This is a genomic window from Paenibacillus sp. FSL R5-0923, assembly GCF_038009145.1.
GTDB lineage: Bacteria > Bacillota > Bacilli > Paenibacillales > Paenibacillaceae > Paenibacillus_AQ.
In genome coordinates this window covers 435,562-448,782 of the sequence record NZ_JBBPAT010000002.1, presented here as the reverse complement: position 1 = coordinate 448,782, position 13,221 = coordinate 435,562, and the positions used below count along the sequence as shown (strand labels likewise).

Annotated in this window: 11 protein-coding genes and 1 riboswitch; of the genes, 1 reads left to right on the top strand and 10 read right to left on the bottom strand. The window is 39.8% G+C overall.

Annotation, left to right across the window (positions count from 1 at the left end; genetic code table 11):
• Positions 1 to 32: 32 nt before the first annotated feature.
• The 7 genes from MKX35_RS26970 to MKX35_RS26940 form a co-directional block, all read right to left on the bottom strand.
• Positions 33 to 902 carry an NAD(P)-dependent oxidoreductase gene (locus tag MKX35_RS26970; protein ID WP_076299187.1) on the bottom strand — a complete coding sequence of 290 codons (870 nt, stop codon included), beginning with the start codon at positions 900 to 902 and terminating at the stop codon, positions 33 to 35.
• A 69-nt stretch (positions 903 to 971) separates the two neighbouring features.
• Positions 972 to 1,547, bottom strand: coding sequence for a TetR/AcrR family transcriptional regulator (locus MKX35_RS26965; RefSeq protein ID WP_076283966.1), 576 nt, complete (start codon positions 1,545 to 1,547; stop codon positions 972 to 974).
• A 165-nt stretch (positions 1,548 to 1,712) separates the two neighbouring features.
• Positions 1,713 to 2,318, bottom strand: coding sequence for a flavin reductase family protein (locus tag MKX35_RS26960; RefSeq protein ID WP_076299186.1), 606 nt, complete (start codon positions 2,316 to 2,318; stop codon positions 1,713 to 1,715).
• A 17-nt stretch (positions 2,319 to 2,335) separates the two neighbouring features.
• Positions 2,336 to 3,313 carry a ring-cleaving dioxygenase gene (locus MKX35_RS26955; RefSeq protein ID WP_076299185.1) on the bottom strand — a complete coding sequence of 326 codons (978 nt, stop codon included), beginning with the start codon at positions 3,311 to 3,313 and terminating at the stop codon, positions 2,336 to 2,338.
• A gap of 277 nt (positions 3,314 to 3,590) precedes the next feature.
• Positions 3,591 to 5,309 carry a methyl-accepting chemotaxis protein gene (locus tag MKX35_RS26950; RefSeq protein ID WP_076299184.1) on the bottom strand — a complete coding sequence of 573 codons (1,719 nt, stop codon included), beginning with the start codon at positions 5,307 to 5,309 and terminating at the stop codon, positions 3,591 to 3,593.
• A gap of 12 nt (positions 5,310 to 5,321) precedes the next feature.
• The gene (locus MKX35_RS26945; protein WP_081382826.1) at positions 5,322 to 7,556 is read right to left on the bottom strand and encodes a bifunctional diguanylate cyclase/phosphodiesterase; all 2,235 of its coding nucleotides are present in this window, start codon (positions 7,554 to 7,556) and stop codon (positions 5,322 to 5,324) included.
• A gap of 119 nt (positions 7,557 to 7,675) precedes the next feature.
• Positions 7,676 to 7,762, bottom strand: a riboswitch (cyclic di-GMP riboswitch).
• Between the two features lie 239 nt (positions 7,763 to 8,001).
• Positions 8,002 to 9,237: a M20 family metallo-hydrolase gene (locus MKX35_RS26940; RefSeq protein ID WP_076299183.1), complete on the bottom strand. Its 1,236-nt coding sequence runs from the start codon at positions 9,235 to 9,237 to the stop codon at positions 8,002 to 8,004.
• 121 nt (positions 9,238 to 9,358) lie between these two features.
• Between MKX35_RS26940 and MKX35_RS26935 the strand changes: the two genes are divergently transcribed.
• Positions 9,359 to 10,231: an alpha/beta hydrolase gene (locus tag MKX35_RS26935; RefSeq protein ID WP_076299182.1), complete on the top strand. Its 873-nt coding sequence runs from the start codon at positions 9,359 to 9,361 to the stop codon at positions 10,229 to 10,231.
• A gap of 65 nt (positions 10,232 to 10,296) precedes the next feature.
• Here MKX35_RS26935 and MKX35_RS26930 read toward each other — a convergent pair whose 3' ends face one another.
• The 3 genes from MKX35_RS26930 to arcC are packed head-to-tail and all read right to left on the bottom strand — an operon-like array spanning position 10,297 to position 13,193.
• Positions 10,297 to 10,749, bottom strand: a complete 453-nt coding sequence (locus MKX35_RS26930) for a nucleoside deaminase (protein ID WP_042124600.1) — start codon at positions 10,747 to 10,749, stop codon at positions 10,297 to 10,299.
• A 15-nt stretch (positions 10,750 to 10,764) separates the two neighbouring features.
• Positions 10,765 to 12,219, bottom strand: coding sequence for a cytosine permease (locus MKX35_RS26925; RefSeq protein WP_076299181.1), 1,455 nt, complete (start codon positions 12,217 to 12,219; stop codon positions 10,765 to 10,767).
• 23 nt (positions 12,220 to 12,242) lie between these two features.
• Complete coding sequence (arcC, locus tag MKX35_RS26920; RefSeq protein WP_076299180.1) at positions 12,243 to 13,193, bottom strand: carbamate kinase; 951 nt, start codon at positions 13,191 to 13,193, stop codon at positions 12,243 to 12,245.
• Between the last annotated feature and the right edge of the window lie 28 nt (positions 13,194 to 13,221).

Genomic DNA, 13,221 nt, shown 5'->3' with positions numbered 1-13,221 from the left:
AACCAACAGATATTTGGGGCAACCCTATTTTTTTAAGAAGAATGCTCTAGACAACGGATTAAAGCGGTCCAATCCATCTCACCATAACCATGGGCTATTCCTTCAGATAAATGATGATGGATAAGTTGGCCCAAAGGTAGAGGAGCTTGGACGGACTGCGCTGCCTCTATAGCCAGTGCAACATCCTTCAGCCCTAGCTTCATTTTAAAACCAGCTGGTTCAAACCGCTGCTCTGTCATTATCGCCCCATAGTTCTGATATAAGGGAGATTGAAAAAGAGCATTCACCACATCCATAAAACGGGCTGGCTCTATGCCATACTTTTCTACCATCAGCTGCGTTTCTGATAAAGCTTCCAGCATAGAAGCAATTAAAAAGTTTACGCCTATTTTCACAACATTTCCTTCTTCGCTATAATCCCCAATCTCGAATATTTCCTGACCTAATTGTTCTAAAACAGGAATTAACTGTTGTCTGGCTTGCTCCGGACCTGCCAAAATGATGCGTAATTTAGCTGCTTTAGCGGCATCCGGACGCCCTAGCACTGTGGCAGACACAAAGTATTGCTTTCTCTCCGCATGCGCCGCGGACAATTTCCGAGCCAGATCTACACTGATCGTACTGGCAGATATGTGAATTCCTTTTTCTGATAATCCATTCAAAATTCCATTTGGGCCCTCAACAATCTCCTCCAAAGCGGCATCGTCAGAAAGCATGGTTATGACCATATCGCTCTTTTGTGCTGCCTCCAATGGTGTCTCGGCATAATGCGCTCCCTGATCTATTAGGGGTTGCGCTTTTTCACGAGTACGATTAAAAACGATTAATTCATTACCAGCTTTCAACAAATTTTGGGCCATTGGAAAGCCCATTTTCCCAAGCCCGATAAATGATATTTTCATAAGTCTCTTCTCCGCATTAAGGATGATTTACAATAACGGAACGATCGTTCCAGAATAACCAAAAAAAATTTATATTGCTGCAATTACAAAGCTTATCATCTCTTTGGCACGTTGCTGATCTTGATCTGCTTTTGCCATAATATTTATGCTTTGATGTAAATTCAGCAATAAATAAGACCAAGCTTTGACATCAGTGGTTTTATCAAGTTCGCCTGATTGTCGGCCTTTTTCCAAAAGCTCGCAAAAAGCCTGTTCTAAATTCAAAAAACTAGTCTTTATCAATTCATTTATTTTTTCATCCCGCGACTCTAGTGTTGTAGCTGCATTCGTTACAAAACACCCGCCGGGTAGGCTCGTATCGTACGCTGAAGTAATATGTTGCTCAAAAAATTGTTGAATCCCTGCTCTAACGCTTGACGCCTGTTCAAGAATGACCTGTCTATTGAAGCTTACCTTTTTGTAATGTTCCAGTGCGGCAATGTACAACGTTTGCTTGTCAGAAAAAGTATCGTAAAGACTAGATCGGCTAATGCCCATAACCTGCAGCAAGTCCGGTATGCTTGTTGCCTCATAACCCTTTTTCCAAAACAACAGCATCGCTTGATGTAGTGCTTGATCCTCGTTAAACTCTCTTGTCCTTGCCATGAGTAACACCTCCTGTAATGGCAATATAACATATCTGGAACGATCAGTCCAGATAAACTTCGAGAGAAAACCTTACGGTTTGCTTGGCATAGCTGATGAACTATAATTAGCCCACAAAAAGACCTGCTCGGTAGGCTTCATCGCTTACGAACAGGTCTTAGTTTATTATTCCGGTCTCTCAATTTCAAAAATCTCACCAATCGTAGCGTAATTAGCTCCCGCTAAACGACTTACTGCATTTAAGGCTCTAGGGTCAATTCGCCCCTCCTGATAAATCGATTCATCGATATGAAACTGAACAATTTCGCCGATGAACAAATCACTCCCAGGTTCTTCTGCTCCTAGAGGTATCGCTTGTACAAGCTTACATTCCATTCGAACCTTTGCTTCCAATACTCCAGGTACAGCTACATTTTTACTTGGGACCGGTGTAAGATTCGCTAGCTCAATTTCACTTTCTGCTCTTGGCAATGAGGCAGCGGTTTGATTGATTTTCCCAACATTCTCATCATCTACAATATGCACAACAAACTGATGATTGTTATAGATATTACGGGCTGTATCTTTTAATCGCCCCGCTGGTCTTTGAATAGACAGTGAAACCATCGGAGGATTAGACGAGACGATATTAAAATAGCTAAACGGCGCACCATTCAAAATGCCATCTTCTGATTGAGTAGTGACAAAAGCAATGGGCCTAGGAATAACAGTACCAATTAATAACTTATAATTTTCCCGCTCACTATTTTGCTTCGGATCAATCGAAATCAATCTCCCCAGCTCCTTCTTCACTCTTTCACGAAATCGATCGTGCTTCTAACGGTATCAATAGGGCGTACTAACTTCTCAATTTGCTCACGTTTAGGTTCCAAGAATGGTGGCAATGAAAGCTTTTCTCCAACCGTTTCATATTCCTCGTCTCCCATAAATCCAGGTCCATCTGTTGCAAGCTCAAACAGGATTTGTGGAGCAACTCGTGTATACAGCGACTCGAAGAAATGACGATCCACATAACCTGAGGTACGGAACCCAAAGTCTTCAAAATGCTTAGTCCACTCATCCAGCATGGCCCGATCTTCTACTCGGAAAGCCGCATGGTGAACCGTACCAAAGCCTTGACGCGAATTCGGTAAGTCCTCGTTATGCTCAACAATAATTTGCGCCCCGTTTCCGCCTTCGCCGACTTCAAACAAATGATAAACATCATCCTGAGCGATTTCATTAAACAGCATGACTCTTTCCAACATTTCTTTAAAATAGCTGAAGTCAGCTATACGTACAAAGATCGGTCCCAAACCAGTGATCGCAAACTCTAAAGGAATCGGTCCTTTTTGCCATGGTGTACCTGATGCGACCCCTTCATTAAATTCATCGGAGATAAGTTGATATTGTTGATCATCAAAATCTACGAAGGATAAAGTCTTTTTGCCAAACTGCTCTTTAATTCCGGTATGCTTCACATCCAGGCGATCAAAACGTTTTACCCAGTAGTCTAATGCAGCATCCGTTGGTACTCGGAAGGATGTCTTGGCGATCTCATTGGTTCCGTGAACACCTTTAGGTATGTTAGGGAAGTCAAAGAACGTCATATCCGTTCCGGCACTGCCCTTATCATCTGCAAAAAACAAGTGATACGTTTGGATATCGTCTTGATTGACGGTTTTCTTCACTAGACGCATTCCCAATACGTAAGTGAAGAACTCGTAGTTTTTCTCTGCGCTGCTTGTGATGGCTGTTACGTGGTGAATCCCTTTTAAATTTCTCATGATTATACACTCCTAAAGTTTAGTTTGATTTTGTAATATAATTCCCTAGATCAAGAAAGATTAATTGAATTATCTTAATGTTAAGATATCTACCAAAAAAAATATCTTTCCAACATTCGATTACATGTATCTCACAAATTATCTTTACATTAATTATCTTTAACTTAAGATAAATTTAACACACTCCTTTGTTGTTGTCAACAAAACACTATAAAAGATAACAGCCTTGTTCAGTATGTAAATAGATATCCTGAACAAGGCTGTTTTGTTTTGGTGCTTACTCGATCACAAATTTACCAACCGTCTCATTCATCATTTCCGCAATATTCGCCTGGTGCTCAGAAGAAGCAGCCACATCTTCAAACGCTTGTAATGTATCTGAAATGTGATTTCGAATGCCACTTACATTGTCCGCAGACTGTTGAGATACTGCGGCAACATTCGTCATCGCTTGATCTACCTCTGCCATTGATAGCTTCAGTCCGTGCATTGAAGATACCATTTCACCTGTGATCTCATGAAACATATCGGCATCATTTTTATATTGCATACTTACTTGCTCGAAACTCTCATAATCACTTATCACCGTCGAATCGATAAAATCCAGCAGCGCTTGTGATTGAAAGGACACATTCTCAAAAGCATCTTCCACTAGCAGTGTCATTTTCTGAATCTTCCCCACCGACTCCTCCGACTGTAGAGCAAGTTTGCGTACTTCATTAGCAACTACAGCGAATCCTCTTCCCTCATCCCCAGCTCTTGCTGCTTCAATGGAAGCATTCAAGGACAATAGATTCGTTTGGGCTGCAATCTCTGAAATGTACCCAGCTATCTCTCTTACTTCATTAACAACTTTCCCTGCCTCGATCGCGTGCATAATGGAATTCTGTTTCTCAGCATACAAACTTGTCGCATATTGAATCGATGCTACAGCCTTTTCCTTCGCGGAAGCTGCCTGTACCAGAATTTCTTCGGAGGTATTTAGTGCGACTCCCGCCTTATCACTTAGCAGATCTGCATTGGAGATAATCTCTTGTACTGTTGCATTTACTTCTTCTGTTGTAGCACTTAAAGATTCACTTCCAGAAGCAACCTCTTGCGAGGAATTATAAATTTGATCCATTGTAGCATTTACTTCCTCAACTGTTGCAGATAATTCTTCGCTAAGTGCACCTAACTCTTGTGCTGAGGAAGAAGCACTAGTTACGATGGTTTGTACTTGCTCTGCCGAATGATTAAGAGACTTCACGATTCGACCAAATTCATCTTCAGCATCAAACTTAGCTCTTTGAGTCAGATCTCCTCGACCAAACGCCTCTGAAAAGTTCAGGATAATGGTTACTGCTCGTGAGAAATATCTTCTCAAGGACAAATATGAACCGATTGAAATCAGGATAACGAGAAAAGCAACAATGATATTGACCGTAAGTCCTTTTTGAAATAGCTTCTTATTCTGAACATCTGCATATTGGGCACTTCCTAAGTTCATTTCAACTAATTTTCCAAGGTCTTCATTTCGTTTCATATTTAACGCTTCAAGATCAGAGATGATATCTTCAGCAGGATCATATGTAGGGGTATTTAGCATCTGTTCAAGCATTGGAAGCTGAATTTGCCTATACTGTTTCGTTAATGATAAAACTTCAGCATAAATCTCCTTTTCGTTTGGGAGGGAACGTGTTTCTTCATACTTATTCAAGATTTCATTGTTTTCAGCTTGAAGCTCAACAACTTTCTGATAACTCTCTTGAAGTTCGCTTGGATCATGACTAACGATCATCTTATTCGTTAAGGTTACTATTTCATGATTATTAGATTCGAATTTCCCAAGTGCATAAACTGACGTAAGATCGTTCTTATACATACTTCTAGAGTTCGCATACATATTGCTGAAATACACACTACCAACGATCGCAATGATCAGAGCACCCAACAATAATATTGTATTTGTAACAGTAATTTTGCCTACGATAGTCCAATTTCTCATTTTCCTCATGCTTTGCACTCCCTATGTACTTTTAATTAAGCTTTCATATTCTGCTACTGGCATTGGTTTCGCGAAATAATAACCTTGAGCGATTTCACAATCTATTTGTTTCAAAAAATCAATTTGCGCCTCTGTCTCAACTCCCTCTGCCACAACTTTCATATTTAAATCCCTAGCTAGCTTGACCATACTGGCAATTACTATCTTCCCTGTCTCATCATTTGACTTACTCATCAGAAAAGCCCTGTCTAACTTAATGACATCAGCAGGGAAATATTGCAATACATTTAAGGAACTATAACCTGTCCCAAAATCATCGATAGCTATGGAAAATCCTTTACGTTTCAACTCCAACAAAATATCTCTAACAAACTCTAAATTTTGGAATACAATAGACTCGGTCAGCTCTAACTCTATCAATCTAGCAGGTACCTGGTACCTGTTAATAATATTCGTCAAATGGAGCAGGAAATCATTATGATATAGGGTTATAAGCGATATATTCACTGAAATCGGAAGTGGCTGGATTCCTTCCTGGATCCATTTACTCAACATGATACATACTGATTTAAACACCATTAAATCTAATTTCACGATAAAGCGATTCCTCTCAAATATGGGGATAAATACTGCAGGAGATATAAGTCCCTTCTGAGGATCATTCCATCGAACCAATGCCTCAGCGCCATGAAAACTGTTCACTCGCAGATCCATTTTCGGTTGTAAATATACTATAAATTCACCATTTGTCATGGCAGCATCCATCTTTCTTACGATGTCTTGCTCTTCGTGTATCTGCAATAGCAATTGTTCGTCAAAGAAAGTGCATGAGCTCTTGTATCCACCTTTAATGGACTTACAAGCGATTCCTGCTCGGTCAATACATGTGAGGATATCGCTCTGACGATCATCTATACAGTAAATTCCACAATTAATCACTAGCCTAAAACCTTCTTCATTTCCAAACGTATAGTCGCTCATTTGTTCAGTAAGTACTTGTATACGGATGAATAATTCCGCCTTATTGTCATACGAAGTGAAAAGAATAAAACGATCACCCCCTAAGCGTCCAATGACATCCTCGTCTAATGTGTTTGCTGTTAAGCTATTAGCCACTTGAATCAAAATGCTATTTCCTTCATGAAAACCGACAATTTCATTTATGTATTTAAATTGTTCAATATCAAATTGCAACACAGCAAACTTTGTATTCGGTTTCTCTTTAAGTAAATACTGAGCATCTATAACAAATTTATTCGTTCTAGGAAGATGTGTTAACTCATCCTCAAAGGCAATCCTCTCCATCTGTTTCCTAATTTTGCTCTTATTTAATAGAATGTTAACAAATATGATCAATAATAAGACAAACATGATTACACATAATAAAAAAGTCGCCTGACTCATTTGAGACGCTTTGGCCATGATCACATCTTTCGGTATCACGGAGAGAATATACCAGTCCTCAACCCCCTGGATGCCAGAATAGCCAACCATTTTGCTATCTCCGTTAATCCAAAATATTCCTACTCCAGATTTTTTTGCGGTTATGTTCTCTTTAAAGATTTGCAGTTGTTTCTTATTTCTAGAATCAATACTTATACTTTCGAATATGTTATCAATTGACTTATCCTCTTCGAGATTCTTCGATTTGATAATGACTTGTCCCTTTTGATCAATGATTTGAGAATAACCATGACCTTTAAAGAAGGAAACTGCAAGAGCATCATAAAGATCCTGTGTATATTTGCTGGCAGATAAAGCACCCTTCACTTCACCTTTAAACTTAAGTGGACTATTGATCGTGATAATTTCTTTATTGGAGATCTTATCTAAGAATGGATCAGAAATACTGCTAATACCCTGCAGAGCTTTTTGGAATCCTACTTCATCTGATACATCAAACATCGTCCCATCTGATGCATAAGCTTTACCATCTGGGCTGTTGATGCTAATTCGAATAAAATTATATTTTTTATCAAAGTGATGCAGATATTTTTTGGTCTTATCCCAATCCATATAATTGATTTCCGAAATAGAATCAGCAATTCCATCTAATGAATCTAATCCACCCTGTATCATATTTCCAATCGATCTACTCGCATGTATCGTAGCTTCTGATGTAGCAGCAACCGCTTCTTGCTCATAAGAGTTAGCAGTACATTTTATGAAATAGTAAGAGCACCCCCAAAATATCAACGTTGCCATTATGACGAGGCCTATCATTCTCCATACTCTCAGTGGTTGTGTTTGATCCATGTACTATCATCCTTTTTCCGATTTATTACGTTTTTATTAGAAAACGAATTAAAAAAAGCCGCTATCAGAATGATAACGGCTGCATATGCATCAAAAAATAAGATCAAGAAACTCCAACTGCATGCAACCGGCTGTCATATCTATATGTAGATTTAGACCCTATGGCTTTGTGTCCCTACTTTTCAATAGGTTTACCAATATTCTGTTTTAACTATTATTAGTCATAAATACTCTATTAATAATAGGTTGCCTCCAAAAGACCTATTTCCGTAGTAAATTTCAATTTTCCCATGGGAAAATTTTCACAAATATCAATGTTAACTTTAATATAATATTTATTAATGTAAAGCAACAATTCTGCGAACAATTATAAAATTAGATACTAAAGCCCAATGCAACATTTAAATATGTCACATTGGGACTTACTTCTCAACACGAATTATGTTTATCTTACAAACGCATAACGAAGAACAGCTTCTTCTAAAATATCAATCCCCATAATGATATCATCCAAGTCTGTATATTCATTAGGATGATGACTAAGTCCATCTATAGAAGGAACAAAGATAAGCCCTACTGGGCAAAGTTTGTTCATGTTCATGGCATCATGCCCTGCCCCACTAATCATCCGTTGACTCGATATCCCTTTCTCTTCACAAATGGATTCTAGAACCTGACTGATCTCATCAGATAATAGGACGGGTTCCTCCGAAATAATTTCCGTACTCTCAATTACAAGTTGTCTATTTTCTTGTACTAAGGATATTGTTTGATACAAATGGTCTAACACACGTTGCCTGGATGCCACTGAAGTAGATCTGATATCAATTTTAATTTCTACCTCTCCCGGAACCACGTTCATAGCGCCATTCAAGATATCTATCACCCCTAGCGTCGCAACCGTTCCAAATTCTTGTTCGAGTTTGGCTGCTTTCTCAAGCTCAAGTGCTATTTCTGAGGCACCCAGAAAAGCATCTTTTCTCATATTCATAGGTGTCGTTCCTGAGTGGGATGCCTTCCCTGATATTTGAATATGAAGCCTCACGGGTGCAGCAATTCCAGTCACAATTCCAATTCTTTTATTATTGTTTATTAAGACAGGACCTTGCTCAATATGTAATTCAAAAAACGCTTTTAATTCTTCATTCTCTCTACTCGCCTGATCAATACTGTTATAATCCAGTGCACATAGCGAAAATGCCTTTTCCATGGTAATACCGTCTTTGTCCTTCAAAGATCTATATTTCTCCTTCTGAAATAACCCTGACATTATTTTGCTGCCTACTGTTGAAATACCAAAACGCGAGGATTCTTCACAGGCAAATGAGATAATTTCGATCGGATGATCCGTTTCAATCCCTTTTTCGTTTAGACGTTTGATCACTTCCAAAGCAGCCGTTACACCTACTACCCCATCGTACTTCCCACCTTGATATACCGTATCCAAGTGAGAGCCCATTACAACGGGTGGGAGCCCTTCTATCTTCCCATTCCTTCTAGCAATCACATTCCCGCAATGATCCATCCGGATATCTAAATTTTCAGCCTTACACATCCGCATAAAAGCACTCGTACATGTCTGCTCTTCATTTGTATAGGCAATTCTAGTGATGCCCTTCTCACCCGAGTTATATTGATTAATATTATCAAATAAAGCCTGATATCTTCTCTTTCTATCCATGACAGTATCTCCAATCCTGGGTATTCATGATTATGGTTTCATCAAAATTCGTGAATGATATACAATAGAGGTATTGCTAGTCTTTAAAAATTACTTACTTGATGAGGTGTAATGGATAGCTATGAAGAAGACCATTATTTTTAAAGAAAATGACTCATTTACAATTAAAGCTGATTTTTATGAAACAAAACGTCCCCAAGCCCCTGCTATTGTTTACATTCACGGAGGCGGCCTACTTTGGGGTGATCGAGAAGATCTATCCGAGGAAATGATACAACTTTACACTAATAATGGCTTTGCGCTATTTTCAATTGATTATAGATTAGCTCCTAGATCAACACTTTCTGACATCCTTGAAGATGTCCAAGATGGCCTTCTATGGTTAGTGAATGAAGGACCAAAACAATTCTCCATTGACCCCTCGAGGATCGCTGTAGTGGGAAGCTCAGCAGGTGGTTTCCTTGCACTAAGCACAGGAATGTTTACCCATAAGCCACGTGCGATTGTCTCCTTCTATGGATATGGCGATATTAGCGCTCCATGGGCACTCGAACCAAGTAAATTCTATTGTGAAAAGGATATCGTCTCCATGGAGATTGCAAAAGGTTCAGTGTCCGATCAAATCATTACGAGCGCAAGCGTAGACGAGCGTTTTCTTCTCTATTTATATGCAAGACAATCCGGTCGTTGGATTGAAGAAGTTACGGGCTTGAATCCTTCTCTACATAAGGAAGAACTTCTCAAATTCTGTCCTATTCATCATGTAACTAAGGAATTTCCTCCTACATTGTTACTGCACGGAACGAACGATGTAGATGTGCCGTATGAACAATCGGTATTCATGAGAGCTGCGCTAGTGAAAAAAGGAGTACCGGCAAAGCTTATTACTATTCCAAACGGAGAGCATGTATTTGAAAAAGATTTCGATAACCCTGTTGTGCAAAAAGCTCTTCATCAGGTGATTGATTTCCTTCAGCTTCATCTTGCTGAGTAGGTCTGTAGAAGAACAGGAAAATCCGGCACTAAAATAGTGCCGGAAAATATAGGAGACCGCATGAATTATTTCTTGTTTAATTCGTGGAAATGCGTCCATAAATGATCGCAATCTTCTCTAGCTTCCACTTTAATCATATTAACAACACTCTCATCATGACCCACAAAATATTCGCGAAGGTGAATGTCAGAGAAGCCATGCTCTTTCGCATCATCTCTTGTGCTGCAATAATGAACTTCCTTAACACCTGACCAAATAATAGCGCCCATACACATCGGACACGGTTCACATGTGGCATAAATTACACAATCCGATAAGTCCATCGTGTCTAGCTTTTTGCAAGCTTCTCGGATAGCTACCATTTCCGCATGTGCGGAAGGATCCGTGTCTCTCATCATTGTATTGCTAACCGCTGCAATCACCTCATCGCCTCGGACAATCGTTGCACCAAACGGGCCTCCAAATTTCTTGTTCATACCCTCGATCGTTGCATCTACGGCCAATTTCATGTAATCCATTTCAAAATTCCTCCTCTAGTTTAATTGGGATGATTTTAGTGTTTTGCTAAAGATGGTGTATAGAACAAAAGAAACAATTAAGCCACTAAAGAAAGCAAAATCATTCATCCTAACTAGGAAGGGGATACCCTTAAGAAATGCACCTGACATAGGAAGGATGAAGCTGACTGCTAGAACAGCCATCGCAACAGGATTGTAACCATTCTTATATTCACCATTGCTGCCTGCTGGGACATAGATATTATCAAGATTTAATACTCTTTTCCGATGAATAAAGAAGCTTGAAAGCATAATGCCCGCAATTGGACCAAAGATGGACCCAATAAAGCTATAGAAGTAGAATAAGGTCGTTGTACTTTCTACAAGCTTCCATGGCAAAATCAAAGTTCCAACAACGGCTGTTAAGACACCTGCAGTCTTTACAGTGAATTTTTTCGGGAAAAGAGATGACATTTGCAAGCCAGCTGGCAATAGGTTTGCAAACACTACGAAGGCGATTGCTCCTACGTTTAGCGCTAGAATCAATACAACAACAGCGAAAGTGTTTTCAATTTTATCAATGGCATGAACGATATTGAAAATCGGTTCACCAAACGCAATTTCTGTACCCGCGATTAAGGCCACACAAGTGATAGCAAAAAGAATATAAGACAAGATAAACCCTACTGGCAATCCAATCATAGCCGCTTTTGGTGATTTCGCACGATGTGTGAAGTCCGACATATTCACAACAGGACCCGCCCAGTTAGATACCAATGCACTCACGCAAGCAATAAAGACTAATGGACTTGAGCTTGGGTTCGCTGGTACATACTCTAAAATCGGACCAAACCCTCCAGCAATCTTGATCGCCCAAACAGCAGCACCAATAATAAACACATACACTACTGGGGAAGACCAGTTACCGAACTTACCTAATGTTTTCATTCCACCTAAGAACAACAGAACCGTTGCTGTCCAAAGAATCGCATAGGAGATCATTGTCGGGAATGCTAACCCGAATAGTGTGAAGCCACCGCCTAAATCCATATAATTCGGAATAAATCTAGCAAATATAACATTTAATGATTCTGCACCAACAACGGTAGTGGTTCCAAAGAATACTAATCCGGCAACAAGTCCTCGTATCAATGCCGGTATAATTGCTCCTTTTACCCCAAATGAATCACGAAGCAACATCGCGAATGGCAGCCCATATTTGGAGGCAGAATATCCGTTTAAAGCATAAAATGCGGAGACAATAATGGCCGAAAGCATAACGGCAAAGAGCACCTGTGTTGTATCCAATCCTAAGACGAAGAAGCCTGCAACTGTCATATACGACATAATATTATGAACAGCACCCATCCAAAGGGTTATATAGTTGGACATTCCCCAGTCTCTTTGCTCAGGCTTTTTAGGCAGTAACTCCTCACCGTAACCGTATGATTTGTACCTATCATAATTTCGTTCCAACTTTGCTTGATCCATATCTACACTTCCCCTCGCTTAAATTACTTCACGATATGAGTGCCTGCTTGTTCATTCATCGCATCCTTCAAGCTTTCCGGATTCGTAATAATAACTCGCGTTCCGCTTTTCTCTAAGAAGCTTAAACTCGCCTCGATTTTAGGCAGCATACTTCCTGCTGGGAAGTGATTTTCTAGCACATATTGTCTGGTCTCATCAACCGTCATTTTGGATAGCTCCTGTTGATTCGGCTTACCATAGTTGATGCATACTCTAGACACTCCCGTTGTAATAATTAAGGTCTCCGCATGAATTTGTTCTGCTAAAAGACTCGTTGCAAAATCCTTATCGATGACTGCATCAACACCTTTGTACGTGTTATCATCAGACTTCACGACTGCGATACCTCCACCGCCTGCAGCGACAACGACAAAGCCCCCGTTGATTAATGACTTAATCGCGTCTTTCTCCACAATATCTATAGGTCTTGGGGATGGAACTACTCTACGGTATCCTCTGCCAGAGTCTTCTACAAAGCTCCATTCCGGATGTTCTTTTTTCATTTCTTCCGCTTGCTCTTTGGAAAAGAAGGATCCTACTGGTTTCGTTGGATTCTTGAAATTAGGGTCTTCTGAGCTTACTTCGACTTGTGTAATCACCGTAGCTACATTCTTGTGGATCCCTCTAACTGCAAATTCATTAATTAAAGCTTGTTGAATTAAATAACCGATTCCACCTTGTGTATCGGCTCCACAATTCACTAGTGGAACAGGAGACATGCCGGCAATTTCATGTGCAATCTCAGATCTTCTTAGTCCAAACCCTACCTGTGGTCCGTTACCATGAGTAACGACGACATTGTAGCCTTCTTGCACCATATCAACAATATTGACGACAACTTCTTTTACTGCTTCAGATTGGTCATGAATCGAATCCAGCCCATTTTCCTTGACCAATGAGTTCCCGCCAATAGCAACGATTACAGTCTCTTTCATCTGATGCCTCCTATGTTGCAATTCTTAT